Annotated in this window: 20 protein-coding genes; 6 read left to right on the top strand and 14 right to left on the bottom strand. The window is 41.8% G+C overall.

Translation table 11 applies throughout. The features are described from left to right. Positions 1 to 80 precede the first annotated feature (80 nt). From O9323_RS09620 to O9323_RS09655, 8 genes are all read right to left on the bottom strand, one after another. Positions 81 to 521, bottom strand: a complete 441-nt coding sequence (locus O9323_RS09620) for a HEAT repeat domain-containing protein (protein WP_288125022.1) — start codon at positions 519 to 521, stop codon at positions 81 to 83. Between the two features lies 1 nt (position 522). After that, entirely contained in the window at positions 523 to 732 is a 210-nt protein-coding gene (locus O9323_RS09625) for a hypothetical protein (RefSeq protein ID WP_002750218.1), read from the bottom strand. 48 nt (positions 733 to 780) lie between these two features. Continuing rightward, positions 781 to 1,089, bottom strand: coding sequence for a type II toxin-antitoxin system RelE family toxin (locus O9323_RS09630; protein WP_002750216.1), 309 nt, complete (start codon positions 1,087 to 1,089; stop codon positions 781 to 783). Continuing rightward, on the bottom strand, positions 1,089 to 1,352 hold the full coding sequence (locus tag O9323_RS09635) for a type II toxin-antitoxin system Phd/YefM family antitoxin (RefSeq protein WP_286826928.1): 264 nt from the start codon (positions 1,350 to 1,352) through the stop codon (positions 1,089 to 1,091). Before O9323_RS09635 ends, O9323_RS09630 begins: the two co-directional genes overlap by 1 nt. A gap of 106 nt (positions 1,353 to 1,458) precedes the next feature. After that, complete coding sequence (locus O9323_RS09640) at positions 1,459 to 4,836, bottom strand: HEAT repeat domain-containing protein (protein ID WP_288125024.1); 3,378 nt, start codon at positions 4,834 to 4,836, stop codon at positions 1,459 to 1,461. A gap of 258 nt (positions 4,837 to 5,094) precedes the next feature. Further along, positions 5,095 to 5,439, bottom strand: coding sequence for a hypothetical protein (locus O9323_RS09645; protein WP_002754005.1), 345 nt, complete (start codon positions 5,437 to 5,439; stop codon positions 5,095 to 5,097). An 81-nt stretch (positions 5,440 to 5,520) separates the two neighbouring features. Further along, positions 5,521 to 6,255 carry a M15 family metallopeptidase gene (locus O9323_RS09650; protein WP_002754006.1) on the bottom strand — a complete coding sequence of 245 codons (735 nt, stop codon included), beginning with the start codon at positions 6,253 to 6,255 and terminating at the stop codon, positions 5,521 to 5,523. 31 nt (positions 6,256 to 6,286) lie between these two features. Further along, on the bottom strand, positions 6,287 to 7,678 hold the full coding sequence (locus tag O9323_RS09655) for an NAD-dependent malic enzyme (protein WP_002754007.1): 1,392 nt from the start codon (positions 7,676 to 7,678) through the stop codon (positions 6,287 to 6,289). Between the two features lie 184 nt (positions 7,679 to 7,862). On the opposite strand from O9323_RS09655, the gene pip reads away from it, so the two are divergent. Then, positions 7,863 to 8,813, top strand: a complete 951-nt coding sequence (gene pip, locus O9323_RS09660) for a prolyl aminopeptidase (RefSeq protein ID WP_002736920.1) — start codon at positions 7,863 to 7,865, stop codon at positions 8,811 to 8,813. Positions 8,814 to 8,818: 5 nt separating this feature from the next. On the opposite strand, the gene O9323_RS09665 is transcribed toward pip, so the two are convergent. From O9323_RS09665 to O9323_RS09675, 3 genes are all read right to left on the bottom strand, one after another. Further along, positions 8,819 to 10,984: an O-linked N-acetylglucosamine transferase, SPINDLY family protein gene (locus tag O9323_RS09665; RefSeq protein WP_288125025.1), complete on the bottom strand. Its 2,166-nt coding sequence runs from the start codon at positions 10,982 to 10,984 to the stop codon at positions 8,819 to 8,821. A 17-nt stretch (positions 10,985 to 11,001) separates the two neighbouring features. Then, positions 11,002 to 13,152 carry an O-linked N-acetylglucosamine transferase, SPINDLY family protein gene (locus O9323_RS09670; protein WP_002754010.1) on the bottom strand — a complete coding sequence of 717 codons (2,151 nt, stop codon included), beginning with the start codon at positions 13,150 to 13,152 and terminating at the stop codon, positions 11,002 to 11,004. A 313-nt stretch (positions 13,153 to 13,465) separates the two neighbouring features. Further along, on the bottom strand, positions 13,466 to 13,957 hold the full coding sequence (locus O9323_RS09675; RefSeq protein WP_002754012.1) for a c-type cytochrome: 492 nt from the start codon (positions 13,955 to 13,957) through the stop codon (positions 13,466 to 13,468). A gap of 28 nt (positions 13,958 to 13,985) precedes the next feature. Between O9323_RS09675 and O9323_RS09680 the strand changes: the two genes are divergently transcribed. Beyond that, positions 13,986 to 15,047 carry a mechanosensitive ion channel family protein gene (locus O9323_RS09680; RefSeq protein WP_002735319.1) on the top strand — a complete coding sequence of 354 codons (1,062 nt, stop codon included), beginning with the start codon at positions 13,986 to 13,988 and terminating at the stop codon, positions 15,045 to 15,047. 44 nt (positions 15,048 to 15,091) lie between these two features. On the opposite strand, the gene O9323_RS09685 is transcribed toward O9323_RS09680, so the two are convergent. The 3 genes from O9323_RS09685 to O9323_RS09695 form a co-directional block, all read right to left on the bottom strand. Further along, positions 15,092 to 15,772, bottom strand: coding sequence for a GerMN domain-containing protein (locus O9323_RS09685; protein ID WP_002736116.1), 681 nt, complete (start codon positions 15,770 to 15,772; stop codon positions 15,092 to 15,094). A gap of 109 nt (positions 15,773 to 15,881) precedes the next feature. After that, complete coding sequence (locus tag O9323_RS09690; protein WP_193978044.1) at positions 15,882 to 16,697, bottom strand: LmeA family phospholipid-binding protein; 816 nt, start codon at positions 16,695 to 16,697, stop codon at positions 15,882 to 15,884. A 7-nt stretch (positions 16,698 to 16,704) separates the two neighbouring features. Further along, positions 16,705 to 16,947, bottom strand: coding sequence for a hypothetical protein (locus O9323_RS09695; RefSeq protein ID WP_002754017.1), 243 nt, complete (start codon positions 16,945 to 16,947; stop codon positions 16,705 to 16,707). Positions 16,948 to 17,068: 121 nt separating this feature from the next. Between O9323_RS09695 and O9323_RS09700 the strand changes: the two genes are divergently transcribed. The 4 genes from O9323_RS09700 to O9323_RS09715 all read left to right on the top strand — a co-directional run bounded on the left by O9323_RS09700 (position 17,069) and on the right by O9323_RS09715 (position 22,109). Then, positions 17,069 to 19,033, top strand: coding sequence for an FAD-dependent monooxygenase family protein (locus tag O9323_RS09700; protein WP_288125026.1), 1,965 nt, complete (start codon positions 17,069 to 17,071; stop codon positions 19,031 to 19,033). Between the two features lie 259 nt (positions 19,034 to 19,292). Continuing rightward, entirely contained in the window at positions 19,293 to 19,481 is a 189-nt protein-coding gene (locus O9323_RS09705) for a sulfate transporter (RefSeq protein WP_228051307.1), read from the top strand. Positions 19,482 to 20,025: 544 nt separating this feature from the next. Further along, a complete protein-coding gene (locus O9323_RS09710) occupies positions 20,026 to 21,420 on the top strand; it encodes a DUF2252 domain-containing protein (RefSeq protein ID WP_193978040.1) in 1,395 nt (464 codons plus the stop codon). Between the two features lie 302 nt (positions 21,421 to 21,722). Then, positions 21,723 to 22,109 carry a hypothetical protein gene (locus tag O9323_RS09715; RefSeq protein ID WP_228051306.1) on the top strand — a complete coding sequence of 129 codons (387 nt, stop codon included), beginning with the start codon at positions 21,723 to 21,725 and terminating at the stop codon, positions 22,107 to 22,109. Positions 22,110 to 22,217 lie beyond the last annotated feature (108 nt).

The raw sequence follows: 22,217 nt of genomic DNA on the forward strand, positions 1-22,217 counted from the left end.
CAAATAGGTGCAAGAATGAAAATTGTGGGAGCACAATGGAAAGCAGAGAATGTTCCTCAGTATTTGAAGCTACGTTGTGCTTATCTCAACGGCGATATTGCCTGAGTATTTTTACTCATTGCAAAACTGGGATGCTCCCAAGCAATTGTGGCTGTGACACGAACTTTTACTTCCGTATCTTGTAGGGATTGAATGAGATAGGATATTGCTTTTTCACTACCAATTTTTCCGAGAGATTCCGCCGTGATTATCCGAATATCGGGATTAGTATCAGATAAGCAGGAAGCTAGATAAGGAATTGCGGATTCATTGCCAATTTCTCCTAAAGCTCGAATCAGATTTAGGCGAACATTAAGATCATTTTCTCCTATTAAATGGGATACTAAGGTGTCGGCAAGGCTGCTATTGCCAATTTTGCCCAAGGCTTCGGCAGCTTTAGCGCGGATCTGGGGGAGAGAATCGTTGAGTTTATTCAATAAAGTATTGATGGCGATTTGGGTGTTATTAAGTTGCTGAACCATGTTATTTTTCCTCTGGGTTATTGTTATTAGGTTGCTGGGGATAATTCTGTTGGTTTCCTTGCACATTATGAGCTAAATTGCCAATGGTAGCTCCTCTGAAATCATAGGTAATAGATGATAGGGATGCGTTTTTTTCAGAAGAAGTAGGAATATTTTGACTATCCTCTCCAAAACTGGCTATCTCTGAAAAAGTAATAGGTGTATATCTCACGATTCAGCAAGAACCTATTGGTTTAGCAGTTCTGTCATAACCCATATTTTATTCATTATTAATTAATTTTTCAAGAAGGGCATAAATATCTTTTTTATCACCTTGTTTACGAATTCCAACTCCAATAACAATAACAATAATTTGAGCTTCTTCAACACGATAGACAATCCGATATCTTTGACCAACTGCCCTAACGCTACGATATCCTTTAAGTTTACCTGAAAGGGCTTTACCTTGTTTATCCGGTTCAATTTTTAGCTTTTCAATCCGTTTGCGAATTTCTTGCTGAATGCGTTTATCGGTAATTTTAGATAAAAAGCTTAAAGCAAGAGGAATTAATTGTATTTGATATTCCATTACCAACCGAGTTGTTTTTTAGCATCTTCCCAAGCAATTCTTTGTCCTGATTGATACTGTTGAATCGCTTCAGATAGGATTTCGGCGAACTCTTTGTCTTGTAAAATATCAAGAGTTTCTAACCAAGATTCAATTTGAGCGTAATTCAGGGCAACCATAATGGGTTGACCTTCTTTGGTAATAATAATAGGTTCGTCAGTCATTTGCTCAGACCATTCAACCAGCTTTTGTCCTGTTTCAGTAATGTTTAGATATTTAGTCATGTCAGCAATTAAAAGTTATCAAAAAAATCGGGTCTAAAACCTCGCCTTTTAAAGCGAAAAGTTTTCGGTATTTCTGCAAATCTGAGATGCACCCGCTTAAGCACAACTACGAACTAGAATCCTGAATCTGGCCATCACCTTTTTCAATAATCTGGAGGTTTTTGGCATGGATAGTATATTTAGATTCTGACTTGACTGGAGATTGATTAGATGATGTTTGACCATCCTCTGCAAGTTTAGTTTCTACTGCTTGAATCATAGCTGCAAATTCCGATTGGGGGTGTAAGTCGATATTGAGAGTATTCATATCTTTAAGAATGTTGGTTAGATTATCAATCTTGCCCCTGATTTCATCATATAAGTTTAATGTCGCCAAGATACTATTAGTTTTAGCTAAATCAATTTGTTTGTATTTTGCTTGTAGTTTTGCTTTTTCGTCTTCCCAATATTTCAGGTAGTCTATGCGCTCGAAGTCTTTATGAATTCTGGCATCTGGTAAAATAATCGGGAATATTCTTTGATAAAAGTCACCATTTCTAGCAATTTCTACTAATTCAAACATACAGTTTTCTGATTTTAAGTATCTATCGCTGATGACGGCGACGACACATTTCCCCTGTCCAATTTGCTGCATAAAGTTTTTGATGGAGTCTTTATAGGTGGTGTGGGTTTTATCCCGAATAATCTCAATTCCTTTAGCGGCAAAAGCTTGGACGAGTTGATTAGCCATTTCGTTGCTGTCTTCTTGCCAGTTGTAGGAAATGTAAACTTGTTGATTCATGGGTTGGGAGAGGGGGTGATAGTATTTAAGTTTGTTTTGAATTATGTCTAGTGCTTCTCTAGCTGGATAGAGAGTGAGAGTATAGTCATTATTTAATGTGACAAAATCAGTATTTTTCAGGCATTTGATAAGTTCAGTCATCGCTGTTTCTGTGCCAATATTACCCAAAGCCTCGACTGCGTTCCAACAAACATACTCATCATAGTCTTCTAAAGCCTTGAGTAACCCCCCAATGGCTGTTTCCGAGCCAATTTTACCCAAAGCCTCGGCTGCCTTCCCACGAAAATAGTGATTAGAGTCTTCTAAAGCCTTGAGTAACTCCGGAATGGCTGTTTCTGAGCCAATATTACCCAAAGCGAAGGCTGCTGCGTTCCTACCAGGCCAATAATCAGAGTCTTCTAAAGCCTTGAGTAACTCCGGAATGGCTGTTTCTGAGCCAATGTTACCCAAAGCGAAGGCTGCGTTCCTACGAACATCATCATCAGAGTCTTCTAAAGCCTTGAGTAATCCCGGAATGGCTGTTTCTGAGCCAATCTCAGCCAAGGCGAAGGCTGCCTCCTGAACATACCAATCAGAGTCTTCTAAAACCTTGAGTAATCCTGGAATGGCTGTTTCTGAGCCAATCTCAGCCAAGGCGAAGGCTGCGTTCCTACGAACATACTCATTAGAGTCTTCTAAAGCCTTGAGTAACCCCGGAATCGCTGTTTCTGAGCCAATATTACCCAAAGCCTCGACTGCCTTCATACGAACAGACCAATCATCAGAGTCTTCTAAAGCCTTGAGTAACCCCGCAATGGCTGTTTCTGAGCCAATATTACCCAAAGCCTCGGCTGCCTTCATACGAACAGACCAATCATCAGAGTCTTCTAAAGCCTTGAGTAACTCCGGGATGGCTGTTTCTGAGCCAATATTACCCAAAGCGAAGGCTGCGTTCCCACGAACATCCTCATAAAAGTCTTCTAAAGCCTTGAGTAATCCCGCAATGGCTGTTTCCGAGCCAATCTTACCCAAAGCGAAGGCTGCCTTCCCACGAACATACCAATCAGAGTCTTCTAAAGCCTTGAGTAACTCCGGAATCGCTGTTTCTGAGCCAATCTTACCCAAAGCCTCGGCTGCCTTCCTACGAACATACCAATCAGAGTGTTCTAAAGCCTTGAGTAACCCCGCAATGGCTGTTTCTGTGCCAATCTTAGCCAAAGCCTCGACTGCGTTCCTACGAACATACCAATCAGAGTCTTCTAAAGCCTTGAGTAACTCATTAACAACTTGATTAGACTTTGTTAATCCCAATAATTCCACCTTAAACCGTTTCGGTACATCCAACCGCAGCACTAATTCCACTGTCTGCTTTTGAAACTTAAAGTTGACTTCTCCTGCTAACCTCGCTCCTAATTGTAAATCAATCTCTAACCCTAACTTAACCACCCGTTTTGCTTCGGTTTCATTATCCAATAACCCCAACAGCAACGCCATAGGTTCCGTCCATTTGAGATAATTCAAATAGTCCCACTTTAACTGCTCATCACTGAGATGGCGTAGTTTTTTCTGTAATTCCTCAGCCGTGTAGTATTCTTGAATCAGTTGATGGCGAAAAGCAATTTTATCATTACCTTCTAGGTGAATTAGATGATATTTCAATAAATCCTCTAACCACTGCTTACCGTAATATTCGGGAAATCCTTTATTTTTGATAAATTTCGTTAATTCTTCCTCTGCTTCTGTTCGGGAAATAGCCACCTGAATCTCAGTTTTTGACTCCCCTTGTGTCATTTTCCAAGCTAACACTTGCAGCAATTCTCGCCACCAATCCCGCGATTCTTGGTAAGTAGGAACATCTGCTTTTAATTTCTTGTTATAAATTCCTGTAAAAATCTGGAAAACTAAGCCTAAATTAGCAGGAATTTTGTTCTCATTATCATCAAAAACTGAACAAAGCATCCACAAAAGTAGGGGAGTTTCTCCCAATTCCTTGAGACGATTTCCCAACTGTTTAAGCATTTCTTCGCCTTTTTCGGGCAAATAGGCCTTGACAAAATCCCGCATCTGTGGTTCGCTCAGGGGAAGCATTTCCAGCTTTTTTTCAATATCTAAGTCGTCGCTGCCTAAATCCCTTGTTGTGAAAATCATCGGGATTTCTGCATACTGCTGACAAAAGTTTTTTAATTTCTGTCGTGCAGGATCTGAGGGCAATTCATTGATACCATCAAATAATAATAGTGGGATGAAATTCTGATTTTCTAACAGCCAACTTTCTAGGGTATTACTATTAATAATTAATTTATGGCGTTTCAGGAATTGTAAAATTAAATCAAGAATTGAGGTTTCATACAAGCGTAATTCGATGAGAATGGGAATTTGAATGATTTTAGCCTGATTTTGTTGATTTGGGCGCAAGCTTTGCGCTTCTTCTAATAACAATCTGGCTAAAGCGGTCGATTTTCCTGAACCCGGACGACCTTTTAAAAGAACGTGATTAGCCGCATACTTGCGTAAACCTTCTAAAACTGTGAATCTTTCGGTTTTTTCTGGTCTTTCTTGTCGGTTTTGTGGTTCTTTTTCAATCGTCTGTACCCACAAATCCCTTAGCAAAGGTGCAGTTTTCGACGGGCGTGTTTTTCCCTCTACGTCGGTGAGGGTGTAAAATGTCTCCCATTGGGCGTACTTTTCCGAGATAGATTCGAGATAGGAAGTCCAGTCAATCATTGATGCTGTCTGTTAGTTCGAGAAGGAACCCCGATTAAACTCTCTAATATTTTTAATTGTAGGCTAAGAAGATTTGTTCATGACTTAAGTAGCTGGTTATAATTAAATTAAAAATGGATTTTAGGTTCGATCCCCCCTGCCCCCCTTGATAAGGGGGGCATCTGATAACTTTTAACGCCTACCTACTTACAAGATAGAATCGGAGTTTCTGCATCCCTCTCCTGTCAGACAGGGAAAACCCCATCCGAATATAAACACTCACGCTGCTGTCGTACCTTGTTCCAAGCACTTTAGCGTATATCTGGCACGAGTTTTAAGAATTGTTAATTGATCTGTTTTTGCCAACAACTCATCTAACTCAGCTACTTCATCAGCGCAGAGTAAAGATTCTGCATTTCTCGTCACTAAATCATCTAAACGGGTTTGCTCTACTAGGGACAATTGACAACTTGCCAGCGCTTTTAATTCATCCACACTCAAACCAATCAAACAATCTTCATCGAGTCCTAATGAATTGGCAAATCGAGAATAGGTGTTCCAGTCTAATAAAACCCCAACTCGTTCCCCTTGCTCATTTGTTAAGTATTCTACCGGCTTGGACATATTAGAAACACTCACAATACAATATAATCCTATTTTAGTAATTAATTCCAGAAAATGCCATCGATCGCCGATAAGGTTATCTTATTTTTGTTTTCCTAATTGTTGGGCTTTATAAAAAGTTTCTAAACTGTGACTATCCCCGACAAAACGCCAGTGCCAGGGTTCATAATTAATACCCTGGGGATTATTTTCGGGGAAAGATAACTCGAAACTATACTGGGCAGCGTTATTTTGCAACCAACGAAAAGCGGCAGTATTAGCAAAACTGCTACTTAAATTTGTGGCGGGAGCGCGACCATCGCCAATATCGATCGCATAACCGGTATGATGTTCGCTGTAACCCGGAGGTGCGCTCACTTCTGCTCGTTTGCGGGTTTGCTGATTGCGTTGTTTTTTAACTTCAAAAAAGAGCTTTTCTTGGGTTGCTTTCGATCGAAATGCGGAAATCGGCATTAAAATCACCCCCGACCTTCTCGCGTCACTCTGCATCTGGATAAAAGCTTTGGCTGCTGCCTTCCTTAAACGCATACCACCATCCCCAGTAATGGGGGCTAATTCCGTCTCCGGAGCCTCTTGATAGGGTAAATGACCTAGAATGTTCTCAATGGGGCTAGGAGTGGCTTTAATGGGGGGGGAGGGGTTAATAACCGGTTTTTTTACGGTAGCAGGGGGACGATTCAAGACTGCTATGGCAATTAGGCCGGTTCCCACCAGAGCAAGTAAACCGCTTGCGATCGCTATTAGACCATTAGGATTAGTAGTTTTTCTGTACTGGCTGTCCCGCAAAGCTTCGGGAATATCATCGATCGGTTTCACGGTTTACTTACCCTCCTGCACCATAATTACATTATTCCCCGGCCACTCCATCTTGACGAGCAGCGTGTTGAACGGCGGCGGCCACAGCCGTAACTACACGACCATCAAAAACCGAGGGAATAATATTCTCTCGATTGAGATTAGCAGGAGTGATCAGAGAAGCGATCGCTTTGGCCGCTTCCAGATACATATTATCGGTGATTGCCCTAGCGCGACAGTCCAGGGCCCCGCGAAATAATCCGGGGAAAGCGAGAACATTGTTAATCTGATTGGGATAATCGCTGCGTCCAGTAGCCACCACGGCCACCAAATCATTGATTAATTCCGGTTGAATTTCGGGAATCGGATTAGCCATGGCAAACACGATCGCATTTTTAGCCATTCCCTTGACCATTTCGGGAGTCAACACCCCCGGTACGCTCACCCCCAGGAAGACATCAGCGCCTTTGAGAGCATCCCCTAGCTTACCACTGGCAGCCACGGCCCAAGCTTGTTTTTCTGGGGTTAAATCGTCCCGGTTTTGGGAGAGGATACCAAGGGAATCACAGAGGATTATATCTGTGGCTCCTGCGGTTTTAAAGAGAGTAGCGATGGCGATTCCGGCCGCACCTGCACCATTAATGACGATTTTGGCTGTATCAAGCGATTTTTTGACAAATTTGAGGGCATTAATCAGGGCAGCCAGGGAAACGATCGCTGTACCGTGTTGATCATCGTGGAAAACGGGAATATTTAATTCCGCTCGCAGACGTTTCTCGATTTCAAAACAGCGGGGAGCGCCGATATCCTCTAGGTTAATACCCCCAAAAACCGGAGCGATTCTTTTGACGGTTGCGATGATTTCTTCGGGGTCCTGGGTGGCTAAACAGATGGGAAAAGCATCAATTCCGGCGAATTCCTTGAATAACATCGCTTTCCCTTCCATGACTGGCAAGGCAGCCTCTGGCCCGAGATTTCCTAATCCTAATACCGCGCTACCATCGGTCACTACAGCGACGGTGTTGCCCTTGATGGTCAATGAGTACACCAGTTCGGGTTGGTGAGCGATAGCGGTGCAGATGCGACCAACTCCGGGGGTGTAGGCCATGGCCAGGTCATCTTGGGAGGTGAGGGGAATACGACTCTCAATGGAGATTTTACCCCGACGATGGAGATCGAAGGTGCGATCGGAAACTTTGAGCAGTTTAACATCCGGTAGAGCTTTAACCGCGGCGATAATCTGTTCCGCTTGGTCGGTACTAGCGGCATCAACCATAATCTCGCGGGTGCTAATCTTTAAATTGCGTTCGATTAGAGAAATTTGCCCTAAATTCCCCCCCACATCGGCGATCGCATTGAGGACAGAAGCGAAGGTTCCCGCTTGATTGGGGATTTCTATCTTGAGACTTAAACTATAGCTAGGATTGGGCGTTAAATGAACCATGCTGAAGGCTTCCAATACTGATAAATATTGATTATCTTCTATCTGTGAGAGACTTTGGTATCTAATCGTGCAGTTTCTTTAGCTATTATGATATCTGTGGTCATAATACCAGTGGAGCGGGGTGTGGGGTGTGGGGAGATGGCAAATTAGGTTAGACTTCATCTTAATGAGAAAGACTGTAAATATGACTAGAGAATTATATCCAGCGATCGATCCCTATTGTACTGGTTACTTAAAAGTATCGGCTCTCCACACAATTTATTATGAAGAAGTGGGCAATCCCCAGGGTAAACCGGTAGTATTTCTCCATGGCGGGCCCGGAGGTGGTATTGAAGGGATTTATCGTCAGTATTTCGATCCGCAGAAATGGAGAATTGTCCTTTTTGATCAACGGGGTTGCGGTAAAAGTACCCCTCACGCTGAGTTAAAAGAAAATAACACTTGGCTGTTAGTGGCAGATATCGAAAAACTACGAGAATTATTAAAAATCGAGCGCTGGGTAGTTTTTGGCGGTAGTTGGGGAAGTACCCTATCTTTAGCCTACAGTCAAACCCATCCCGAACGCTGTTTAGGCTTAATTTTGCGCGGAATTTTTCTACTGCGAGAAAAAGAATTAAAATGGTTTTATCAAGAGGGAACCAGTTATATTTTTCCCGATATTTGGCAGAATTATTTAGCACCTATTCCCCCAGAAGAAAGGGGTGATTTGCTCGCCGCTTATTATCGGCGCCTGACTAGCGATAACCCCCAAATCCGTCTAGAAGCTGCCAAAGCTTGGTCAATTTGGGAGGGAAGTACCAGCAAATTAATTCCTGCGGACAATTTAATCGAGAGATTCGGTCAGGATAATTTTGCCGAAGCTTTTGCACGCATTGAATGCCATTATTTTGTCAATAAGGGTTTTTTAGAAACGGATAACCAACTGATCGAAAATGTTGATAAAATTCGTCATATTCCTGCGGTTATCGTGCAAGGACGTTATGACATTGTTTGTCCGATGATTTCTGCTTGGGAATTACATCAAGCTTGGCCGGAAGCGGAATTGATCATTGTTCCCGATGCGGGACATTCGATGACAGAAGTGGGAATTCGTAGTGCTTTAATTGAGGCTACCAATAAATTTGCTCATTTATAGATAAGCTAATCATGGTGATTATTTTGCCAAATTTGTTCGTAGGCTTTTTCCATATCTATGGTAAATTGTTTGGCATTCCAGAGGGGAGATGTATGACGAGATTGACGTAATTGATAACGGACTTCTTCCCTTAAATTTTCATCTAATCCTAACTTAATTCCCCACTGCACATATTCCTCATCACTCCAAGCTATACCCTGACTAATGCCGGCATTTTTCATAAAAGTATAGCTATTGCGGGCTGCAAATTGTTCACCAACCCTAGTGACTAAAGGAATCCCCATCCAGAGGGTTTCTAGGGTTGTGGTAGCACCACTATAGGGATAGGTATCGAGAACTATATCAGCAATTCCTAGATTAGCGCGATGGGTTTCCTCATTGAAATCATTGGGCAAAAATCTTAATCTATCTTGACTAATTCCCAATTCGTCAGCACTTTTGAGAAATAATTCTCGAATAGTTTCTTTGTCGGCAAAACCTTTGATTAAAAGATAGCTATTAGGAACCTGTTGAAGAATCTGCAATTGCAGATAAATCATGTTTAAGGTGCGTTTTAATCCCGATTGCACGGTCAGATAAATAATAGCATCATCGGGAATATTTAAATCAGTTCTTCTCCTAGTGGGAACACCCACTTCAAAACCATCCACGGATAAATAAGAGTTAGGAAGTCGGATGATTTTTTCTGAATAAATTTCTTCAGCATTTTCGGGTAAAACGTAGTTATCGGCAATAAAATAATCAATCGCAGGGATTCCCGACGCATCTAATCCTAACCAAGTTACCTGTATCGGTGCGGGTTTTAAGGCCATTACTAGATAAGTTGTATTATTGGTTAAGCTATCAATATCCACTAAAATATCTAAGTTATCTTGACGAATTTGGGCAGTTATTTGTTCAATTTTTGCTGGCAAGTTATAGCTATAATCTGAGTTATTTATAAACCATTTTTCAGTAATTTCGTCCGCTGCTTGGTTGACAAAATAGGTGTAAATTTCAAATTTATCTCGATTATGATAGTGAAATAACCAGCGACTTAACCAACCCACAGAATGACGACGGAGAGTATGGGCAATATAACCAATTTTTATTTTTCTTGCTGGAGATTTTGGAGAAGAAACAGGAGCAATATAGTTATAGCGGGTTCTTACATCTGCTTGAAAAATTTCCGCTAGTTTACTTTGTAAATAGCGATTGATTTTCGGATTATCTTGATAGTAGGGAAGACAGATAGTAACTCCTAAAATAGAGTCAATAATAAAAGGACGTGCATTAAATTGTTTAGCATTAATTTGTCCCTCGATTAGTTGTATTAATTCATCAATAAATTTAGGTAAATTTCCCCAGTCTCCTTTAGCTTGTAAAATACCAATCACTAGAGAAATTCCCAAGAGCTTTTCAGTGGTTGTCTGGCAACTTTTATAAAAATTATCAGCAATTTCTAGAGATTTTTTATAGTCAACAGTGGTGGTTTTATAAAGATTAAACAAACTATTTTGTAGGTATAAATCCTCTGGGAGAAAGCGCAAACAAAGCTCTACCAAATTAATAGCAAATACACTTTGCTTTTGTTGATAAGCATAATTGACAATTGCTGATATAACTTTGGTTGCAATTATTTCTGGATTATTGATATGTAAGGCTGCTAATTCTAAAAAGTGGATGGTATCAGTACAGGGGTAGATTAAAACTTTTTCCGTCACTCGCAGCAGTAAATCAAGATTAATTGCTGCTGTAGCTGTATTCTCTAACAGTTCAAATACACACCAATCATTGCACTTTTCCATCGCAAAAAATTGGAATTGTATTTCTAATTCCATCAGATGCAGGAGATTATTTAAAAAACTAGGATTAAGGTTTTGTAGATGCAATCGAATTAGATAGCTCGTCTCTAGTCTTTGGGAATTTTCTTGTCTGGTTGCCTCTGCATCTAAGATTTGAGTTAAAGTTTCTATCCACCCCGATAATTCTGATTCAGCTGCTTGACTCAACACCAGTAACCAAGTAGCTTGTGCGTCTTCTTCTCTATCTTGTAAAAGATAGGATAATCCTAGATACCAATAATGACTAATTTCTAGGGTTTCTCTTTCTATCAGTTCTTCGTAAAACTGACTAACAATATCGTATTGATTGTTTTCTAAAGCGGTTTTAACTTCGTTTTGCCAAGACATGATTTAATTCTCCCTGATTAACTTTCACAATAGATTTGCCACATTTGACGATAGGCATTTTCCACATTTTTAGTAAACTGACGTGCATTCCAAATCGGTGAAGTTTTTCTAGATTCATCTAATTTAGCGATAACTTTGCGTCTCAGGTTTTCATCCTTACCTAACTTAATCCCCCAGTCGATATACTCCTCATCACTCCAAGCGATACCCTCACTAATTCCCGCATTAACCATTAAAGTATAACTATTTCTCGATGACCATTGTTGACCAACTTTTGTAACTAAAGGAATCCCCATCCACAGCACATCTAAAGTCGTCATTCCTCCCGTAAAGGGATAGGTATCTAAAACCACATCAGCTATCCTTAAATTTGCTCGATAAATTCCTGTGGGATAGAGGGGTAAGATTTTTAATCTCTCATAATTAATTCCTTCTTCCTCGGCAATTTTGAAAAATAATTTTTCCACTGATTTAGCATCACTTAACCCTTGAATACTCAAATAACTATTAGGAACTGCCTTTAAAACTTGTAGCTGAAGTCGAATAATTTCAGGGTTACGTTTAACCCCCGTTTGTACGGTTAAGTAATTAATTGCATCCTCTGGAATCCCTAAATCATCCCTTCGGAGAGAGGGGTAAGCAACCTCGACACCATCCACACAAATATAGGAATTAGGTAAGCGCCAAATTTTTTCTTGGTAATATTCCTGTGCATCTGCTGGTAAAACGTAATTATCAGCAAGATAGTAATCAATTGCGGGAATTCCTGACGCATCAAAACCTAACCAAGTCACTTGTATTGGTGCGGGTTTAAGTGCCATAACTTGGCAAGTTGCGTTATTAGTGATACTGTCTAAATCTACCAAAACATCAATGTTATCTTGACTAATTTTTTCAGCAATCATTTGAGGATTAATCGGTAAGTGATAGCAAGCATTTACCTGATTTTTAAAATCATTTTGAGTGATCATATCTTCTTTTTGAGATACTAGGTATAAAGAGACATGAAACTCATTATAGTCATGATACTTCATTAACCATCTAGAGATTAATCCGATAGAATGATTATATAAAGTATGGGCAATATAGCCAATTTTCAGAACTTTATTGGTATCCTTAATAGTCGATTTTCGCAAAGAATGACAGTTAGAATTATTGCGAACATATTCCTGAAAAAGTTGACCAACACAATTACTAATATAACGGTTTTTCCTTGGGTTATCTTCTAGGTAAACTAGAGGGGATAAAATTGTTAGGTATGGTGCATCCAATAATCTGGGACATTCTTGATTAGTGATACTTTTTTGCAAGGATTCTGTATATTTTTCAGTATCTGCCTTAATATCGACCCAATCACCACTAAATAATTTGACATAAAGAGCAATATAATCAGCTACAACTTGAGAAGGAAACCCTTGACAACTTGTTTTTAATTGATTAGCTACTTGGATAGCAGCAGCAAAATCTCGATTATCAAAATAACATTGATAAAGTGCAGCTAACAGATAAATTTGCTCTGGTTCTACTGCTAAACAAGTATTAATAATATCAATAGCCAATGGTTTATTATTAATGGCTAGAGAAGGTACTTTAGCTTCTACTATTTTGATAAAAGTTTGTCGCTGATAGTTAGATTGAAATATTGACTCTAAGTAAGGGACGGTTTCTGGTATCTGAGAATCGATAAATTTTTCTAAAACTTCTGCTAATAAACTTAACTCTAGACTCTGGAAATTATTTGTTTTTAACACATCAACAAATAACCAAGCTTGTAACTGCTCCTGCTCGAAATAATTCAAATTAATTGCTAATAAAATAAACCGCAGTAAATTATCAACATTATCGGGAATAATCTCGCGAATATGTCCTCGAATTAACCAACTGGTTTCTAAATTGCCTAACTCTAATTGTCTGCGTGCTTCCCCATCCAAAATATTGACTAAATCTACTGTCCACAGCATCACCTCCTGTTCATCTCCTTGAGTGAAGACAAATAACCAAGTAGCTTGTGCTTCTTCTTCCCGAGCTTCCAAAAGATAGGCTAATCCTAAATACCAATAATGACTAATTTCTAAGGGTTCTCTTTCTATCAGTTCTTCGTAAAACTGACTAACTTGCCAGAAATCCCCTTGCATAATTGCAGGTTCAACTTGGAAATGCCAAGACATAAGTATTTATCGTTAAGTGTCTCTACTAGCGTACCCAAATAGAAGCAAAATTTTTCTATATAAGTAAAATTTATCAGTTTCTCAGGGGTTGGGTTTTGGGGTGGTCACTGCGTGTGCGTTGCGGGGGGTGTTGGGGTTTTAGTTGAAATTCCCCATTCCCTCACCTCTCCATTCCCCACCTGCCACTCTCCACCCAGTTTCAACGAGTCCTAGCTTACCATCAACGTCAGCCAAGAGTAAATCCCGATGAAAAAGTTTTCACCCCCACAGATGAAAGAGGTTTCCTTCCCTACACCCCACACCCTCTTTCAAGTCAGTTTTTTGAAAGCTTTTCTAAATAAACCAATAAATCGGCCATAGCTTGAGGATCGGGCTGAAATTTGGGCATTGGCGGGGTTTTACCACTAATTACCTGTTCAATCAGACTAATTCTCGATTTGCGATGGGAAACCTCCTCTAAACTTGGTCCGACGATGCCATCAGCAAACTGACCGTGACAAGCAGCACAGTTAATTTGAAAGATTTCGTAACCGCGACTCACATTACCTTGTCGGGATAACACCTCCTTAATGTAGGGATCCGACATCTTAGCCAGATGAAAAGCGATTAAAAAGGTGCTAATCAGCAACAAACCCACGATTATAACCATTAAGAATCGATAAAGCCCGAATTTTGGTTTAACTAACTGACTATTCACGAAGGCCGCCAAAGGAAAGATGAGTTTCTCTTTACATTTTGCAACTTTTTGCCCGAAAATTCCACCGCCGCTGCTAGAGATAGGCAAATGGAGAATAATATAAGACAAAACTGCATCTTTTTCTAACCCTCTAGCAATGAACCTATTAACCAGACTGGAAGATTGGCCCTATATTATCCTACCTATCACCATCGTCCTCAGTTTCCTGCTATTGGGATGGCTCGTAGAAAAGCGCGTTGTCAGTCAACTTTTATCGATTGCCAGAGAAAAAAACCTGCGTTTCTCGGAAGGGGTTTTACGTTCCCTTCGTGGATTAAGCATACTTTGGTTCGGACTTTTGGGTTTAAATATTGCCCTCTCCCTTCCCAATCTTCCCCTCTTTCCCTACCTGATTCTCCTGAGCCAAAAATTGCTGCTAGTGGCTTTTTTAGCTTCGGCTACTTGGGCTATTGCTCAATTATCCGTGGAAATATTACGATTTTATACCACGGGAGATGATGGCATTTCTTCCCTAACTTCCCTATTTGAATTTCTCGCCAAAGTTCTGATTTTTAGCTGCGGTTTTTTGCTGATTTTAAGCTCGATTGGCATTTCGATAACTCCGATGCTTACTGCCTTTGGTATTGGGGGTGTTTCCCTCGGTTTAGCTCTCCAAAATACCCTAGCTAATTTAATGTCAGGGATTAATATTATCACTTCTAAAAAAGTTAGACCGGGAGATTATATTGAACTGAAAACGGGAGAAGCTGGTTATGTGCGAGATGTGGATTTAAGATGCACAGTCATCGAAGAAATTACCAATAATATTTTGGTCATTCCCAATGCTCAGATCATTTCTTCTAGTTTCCGTAACTATAGTTTACCAGATCACTCCCTACTGATTCCCGTGGAAGTGGGCATTAGTTACGATAGTGACTTAGAAAAAGTCGAAAAAGTTACCCTAGAAGTCATGCAAGAAATCGCTCAGTTATTGCAACCTCACCTCGGTAACTATCAACCCTTGATCCTTTATGGTAAACTCGATTACTATAGCATTGTGCTAACAGTTTATCTCAAGGTGGTAGAAGAAGAGTTTTTTCAACATCTCACCATTAAACACGAATTTATTAAACTCCTACACCGACGCTATCAGCAAGAAGGAATTAAAATTCCCTATCCAATTCTTTTTCCCTATCCCCCCAGTAATCCCCCTAGTTAACCTCAATTCGCTATCGCAACAAACAATTTAAATGCGCGGACAACTTACAACTGGTAATTCTCCTCAAAAAACTTACGAGTCATCGGTTGGGCAACTTCAATACCGTGGCCTTCTCCTAATAATTCTAGGGGTTTTCCTTCCACTTGAATCCAGACTTTGGCATTGGGATCCTCGGTAGTAGTAGTATAGATGATTTGTGCCAAACGACCGATTAACATATCAGGGCCATCATCATTGCCAAACTCGCGCGAGAGATTAATCTTAATTCCGGTTTTATCTACTTTTAAATCAAGTAATTTAGTCCCGGAAGGAATAGTAGTCATATCCTGAGGATTACTTGGACCAGCTAATAGAATCTTCAATACTGCTATTAACTCTCGGTCGTCACTATCTGCTTTTTGAACGGTAATTTCTTGGCTGACTAATTGATTACCCGTATCGGTCACTTTTAACCAATAAACCTGTCGAGTTTCCCTAACAGGAATAGCTGCAGGAGTTACTGTCGGACTTGTCTTCACCGGACCCGGAGAAACCGGTTCAAAAATTGGCGATTGACTTATCGGTACCGGACTGGGAGATTCAATCGGGTTTTCGCTGGTTTTCTGGGGGGAAGATAGGTGATGGACGGCAAACCAAGCAGTGGCCCCACCAGCAGTAAATAAAGCGAGGCCGATACCAATTATCCAAGGTAAAGAGATTTTATCACTAGAGCGAGAACTAGGCATAATTCAGTTATCAGTTATTAGTTATCAGTTATCAGTTATCAGTTATCAGTCGAACGCTTTTATTCTCCCCACTTCCCACTTCCCATCTCATCTTTTCCGACCGTTAAATTTAATTGGGGTTCCCCGATCGAGGTTCAATTCTGCCAAAAGCCGCTATACTTAGCTTATCATCGTCAATCTGTAATTGGAGAAGGCGGGCGATAATTCCTTGTTTCTCGAAGTTTTTTAAATCTAACTGGGTGGATATACCCTCGGCAAACCCCTTGAGAAGGCGCGAGGAGATGCGACGACCATTAAGAGTGGCTGTGGGGTCAATAAGCTCTATTTTTCGCCCCTGCACTAGCTTAAATCCCACTTCTAAGCTCAGATTGAGGGTGGCTGCTGGTTCGTCCGGCCTTTGGGTCTCTAGCTGCAGGCTGAGAGCGACTCGATTATTATTAAGAAAGTTAAAATTTGCTTGACTAAGTTGATATTTTGTGCTACCAAATTCTTCCCTAGAGGGAATCAGATTATTAATCAGGGTCTGAATTTGTTCTTTGACCGCTGCCGATTGTAAAGCTTGATTAACATTAGTTTCCGTGAGGACAAGATGCAATGCTCCCGCAGCCGGTCGGCGCAGTGCGGCGGCTAAACTGCTGTTTTTTTGCTGTAATCGCCGCAAATCGAGGCTAATTGGCTCAGTTTCTAGCTCGATCTTCTCAATGCGAACACCAGCAAGGGGATAAATTCCCCGTGCAGAAATGCGAACTCGATCGATTTTGCCTTGCAGAACCTGATAATTGGGAGTATTATCGACCCTCACGGCCAATTGTTCCACTTTTTGGACTTGGGAGCGAAGGGTATGGGCTAAAACCGTATCAATAATTGCCCCTGCGGGAGTTAACAGGGTCAAAACACTAGCGAGAGTGATTGTTAGCCATTCCATCGCTCAATTACACCCATCCAGCTAAATTTTGCCAAGCATTAGTGAAAAGCTGACTTAACCAACGTCGTTGCACTTGATCTAAAATCGGGTCTTCTGCGAGAATTTCTTCAGTCAGATCATCGAGGGATTGACCCTGAGCGTGGGCCATTCTAATAATTCCCGCAATCACGGCAGCGATCATCTCCTCATCGACGGGACGCTGTCGGAGGGCGGCAATTTCTTCGGGGGTGTTCGGGATGGGATAATTCATAATCAGATGGGGTAGGCTGTGTATTAATCTAGGTATGTAAAGTTTTTTAAACTTTTTTCAGAAAACTTTCTGTGTAGTCTAGCGTAATCAGACGATTTTTGGGTTTAACAGCTAAATCAAGATGAGAGAAATACTTTACAGAGAAATTCCGACTCCTGACTCGATCGCCGTTTGTCACTGGTTACAATCCGATTGGCAACCCAGAAGCGGTGTCAAGACAAATACACCTAACGGGGTGAGATTGCGCTTATCGGAGGCGATCGAATTGTCGATTTTTGTCTGGACGCTGCAACGGACTACTTATTTAAAAGTTTTCCGCTGGGGTGAGCGATCGCATGATCAAGAAACATCCCTGACTCGGCAGCTCGATCGAGCTTTACAAAAGCGTTTTCCGCCGCAGTATAACACGATACCAAATATCGATCAAAAAAATCACTCAATTTTTACAGCTTTAGAAGCGGACTATCCCCTAACGGTTCACTACTTCCGCAAAATGCCCCAAGGAGAGGCGGATTTAGAACGTTTGTATTGGTGGGAAAAACGTTGGCGCGACAGTGCCAAAAATCCCCAACAACCGCAGCCGGTAATTTTCTCTAGCAGTGAGGAAAATGATCATCCCATCACCTACGACTTAATTTATATTGGTGGTGCCTTGGGGGCAATTCATGCGGCACAGATGGCCAAATTAGGTTATCGAGTCCTCCTAGTAGAAAGACTGCCTTTCGGACGGATGAATCGGGAATGGAATATCTCTCGATCGGAGTTTCAAAGTTTAATTAATTTAGGTCTATTTACGGCCGAAGAATTCGAGAAATTAATCTTCCAAGAATACATCGATGGCTTTAATAAGTTTTTTGATGGCAATAATCCCCCCCATCTGAAGGCGGAGATTCTCCATACTCCCACGGTTTTAAATATCGCCATTAATTCCGATCAATTGCTGCAATCCTGCGGTAAAAAATTACAGGATCATGGCGGTAAAATTCTCGATCAAACCGAATTTATCAAAGCTGATATTACCGCTAATAGTGTTACTGTCACCCTTAATCATGGTGGGGAAATTCAACAGATAAAAGGCCGTTTATTGATTGATGCTATGGGTTCCGCCTCTCCCATCGCTTGGCAATTAAACGGAGTGCGTGCCTTTGATAGTGTCTGTCCGACGGTGGGGGCAGTAGTAGAAGGATTCGATCCGGTGGTGTGGGATTCTCACTATGGCGATGTCTTAAATTCCCATGGCGATATTTCTAAAGGCAGACAACTAATTTGGGAATTATTTCCAGGGGAAGGAAAAGAATTAACCTTTTATCTATTTCACTATCATCAAGTCCATCCCGATAACCCCGGTTCTCTGTTAGAAATGTACGAAGATTTCTTTACTATTCTGCCCGAATATCGACAGTGTGATCCAGAAAAATTAACCTGGAAAAAACCCACCTTTGGTTATATACCGGGGCATTTTAGCACAGGGAAAAAAGATCGAATTGTCTCCTTTAATCGCATTTTAGCCATCGGTGATGCCGCCTCCCTGCAATCACCGTTAATCTTTACTGGATTCGGTTCTTTGGTGCGTAATTTAGAGCGCTTAACCCATCTTTTGGATATGGCCTTGAAACACGATTTACTAACAGCTAAAGACCTAGAAAATGTGCGAGCTTATCAAAGTAATGTGGCGGTAACTTGGTTATTTTCTAAAGGAATGATGGTTCCCACGGGAAAAACTTTACCACCCCAAAGAATTAACGCCATGTTAAACACATTTTTCGGTTTATTGTCCGACGAACCGCCGGAGGTTTCTGAAACCTTTATTAAGGATAAAACCGATTGGTTAACCTTTAGCCGTTTAGCAATTAAAGCGGCCAGAAAAAACCCAGCTTTACTGTTATGGATAGCAGAAATGGCCGGCAGTCAGGATTTAATACGTTGGTTGGGTTCCTATCTCGATTTTAGCCTTGATGGAGTCAAAAATCTGTTTTTTGGTTCCTGGTTTCCCCAATGGTTAAAAAACTCCCAAAGCTGGCTAGAAAAAGACAATCCCCGCCTCTGGTTAAAGTTATTGAGTTTTAATTATGGCTTAAGAAATTAGAGAATATTTATCAATTGACGCTCCCATCACCCTAGGCACGTTAGAAGTCAAGGTAGATGAATTGTTTAAGAAGTTAACTCCCCCAGAGGGTTGCTTCTCTAACAGGATTTCCCCTAATCCTTACTGAATACAATTTAATTTGGTTTCATTAATATCTTGGCGAATAAATTTCTCAGTTCTAGAAAAAACCGGGTTAAACCAGCGAAAAATTATTCCTACCGGCAGTTGATCCGGTGGCGAGATTTTCGAGACATTTTCGATGACAGGAGAAGATATGACGATGGTTACTTTCGCCATGGCACGGGTGAAGCAAGATTTAGATCAGCAATTAAAAAAAGGAGACCTATCCGAGAATATCTCGACCGAACGTATTTATGCAACCCTAGAGAAAGCGATCGAGGCGTTTCATCATCGTAACTCACCCCCATCATCCGAGCCTCAATATTGACACTTTCACCGCTCATTCCTAGACAATCTAGGGGTAAATTCTCGGTTGACAGACTTAAACTAATACTACCAAATCATTACCCAAAAAAATAAACAGAAAACTTCCTACAGAACTGGGGCAAGGGGAAAATTTTCACCTTTAACCCGGAATAGTTCCCCCTTTTCCCGACAAAAGAGCGAGATTTTAGCCCCTGGCTGAAGGCTGACCATTAGATAAAATTTTGTTAAGATTATCCCGCCAGCAATTTTTGAGCAAGATATAATCGAAACAGTAGAGCTGCCATTGGGCTAAAAGTGAAGCAAATTTAAGAGATAGCCATTTCAGAAAAAAATCTATCATTGATGAGGTTGATCTTTCCCAGATAAGAAACGAGTGAAGATTAATTGTTGAACCGAGCATCAGAAGCTATCTCTAAAGGGGGAAATGTTAGAAAGTTATCCCAGAAGGGGAACCATCACTATTGACTTATCTATTTCCTATTGCTTGTATTCATTTAGTCATCTAACAGCAAGGGATGTAATCTCATTCAGGGGAAAAAGTCGCTATGAACCACCAAATAGAAACCCCGATCCGCTCACCCTCTCAAGCTCGATTCCGTTCACGGGAAGAACGCATCCAGATCGGTAAATCCCTGCGGGAGCGATTGCCGCGTTCTGACCACGCTATCTGGCAACCCCCCGCAGCTGGTCGAGAGCCGATCGAAATCATCGAAGCATCAAATCGGGGGCGATTACAGGAATTGATTCCCATCCGCTACGGACGAATGTTGCGGAGTCCCTTTACCTTCTTGCGCGGTTCCGCTGCCTTGATGGCCTACGATCTGGCCACCACTCCCAAAACCGACATTATCGTGCAGGCCTGCGGGGATTGCCACCTGTTGAACTTCGGATTTTTTGGCACCCCCGAACGCAATTTAGTCTTCGATATTAACGATTTCGACGAAACCCTGCCCGCGCCTTGGGAATGGGATCTCAAGCGTCTCGTGGTCAGTTTTGTCATCGCCGGCAGGGATAGCGATCTATCCGAGCGAGAATCGAAGGCAGCGGCGATCAATTGCGCTCGTTCCTATCGAGAACACCTGCGGGAATATTCTCGCCTCAGTCCCTTAGAGGTATGGTACACGCGCATAGGAGCAGAACAGGCGATCGAGATGGCTCCCGACGAAAAGACGCGGAAGTTGCGGGAACAGATGATGACAAAGGCCCGCGAGCGCATCATCGAACATCTCTACCCCAAGATCGTCACCCAAAGCGGGGGGCGCAATCGCTTTGTCGATCAGCCGCCTATTCTCTACCATGTCAACGAACCGGATTGGGAGACTCTCGTGCGCGAGGGTCTGGAAGATTATCGCCAATCCCTGCCGGAGGAACGCCGGGTCTTGTTCGATCGCTACCAGTTAGAGGACTTTGCCCTGAAAGTGGTGGGCATTGGCAGTGTCGGCACCAGATGTTATATCGCCCTATTGTTCTCGGAAGATAACCATCCCCTCATCCTACAAGTTAAGGAAGCCCGCCCTTCGGTTCTGGAACCCTATACCGCCAAGAGCCAGTACGAAAATCAGGGACAACGGGTAGTTACAGGCCAGAGATTGATGCAATCCTCTAGCGACATATTTTTGGGCTGGACCCGGGGAAGAGGGGGCAACGACTTCTATTTACGGCAACTGCGGGATATGAAGTTTTCCCTACCCATTGAAGGAGTATCGGCCGTCCAACTGCAACGCTACGCCGAGTTCTGCGGCTGGACCTTGGCCCGCGCCCACGCTAAATCTGGAGATGCGGCCACTATTAGTGGTTATTTGGGGAAAGGAGATCAGTTCGATCTAGCCATGGGCGAATTTGCGATCGCTTATGCCGATCAGACAGAACGAGATCACGCCGCTTTGGTGGATGCGGTGAAAACAGGACGGGTGGAGGCTTTGGTAGAAGAAGATTTATAGCATTAAGCTATCAGCCTGTTATTTCTCCTCCTATCGGAGGGAGCAGGTTCCTTGCGCCCCTACAGTAACGGATTTTGTCCACAATGTAGGGGCGAACTGCGTTCGCCCAAAAGGTACATTATCAAAGCGCAAGTCCATTAGGAGTCGGTCGGGGAAAAGGGATTTTCTCCTCTGAAAGAATAGAGATTAGGGAGCGATTTTGAGCGCATCTAGGCAAGATCAGCCCCTCGCTGCTGAAAAATTTGACTTTTGATGGTATAATTCCCCTGGAAAGTCAAAATCGGCTCTCAAAGGGTAGCTATATGGTTCCAACTTCAGATCAAGCCAATGATTTCATTCAAAAAAATGCCCTGAGCAGTGGTGTCACCAACGCTGTCATCAATGGTGTGATTGGCTGGTTTATGTTTCGAGGAAAAGATACTCTACCGCTTACTGTGGATACGATATCAGGGCATGAAAAAACGGTCTTCTCCACGGGAGTGATGACCGCTTTTATACTTTCCCTCATCTTAGGGATGATTGCCTTTTTTACCTTCCGCCAAAAAGCCAAAGATTTCCACGTCGCCTCCCCAGAACTTTTAGAGTGCCCTTTCTTCTTTTTTGGAGTCAGGACAGTCCTGTTTTATGCTCTGTTTGTCTTTGGTACAGTGGCCTTGGCTAGGCTGTTGACTTTGTTGGTTTTAAGGTAAAATTATTTCATACAATAATGTTGTCGTTAAAATCAAGCAGAGGAAAAGTAAATGCAAGAGTTTAAAAGTCCAGTTAGTAGATTAGCCCGGTTATTTCAGAAAGGTCGA

The organism is Microcystis sp. LE19-131.1A (assembly GCF_027532015.1).
GTDB classification, from domain to species: domain Bacteria; phylum Cyanobacteriota; class Cyanobacteriia; order Cyanobacteriales; family Microcystaceae; genus Microcystis; species Microcystis ichthyoblabe_A.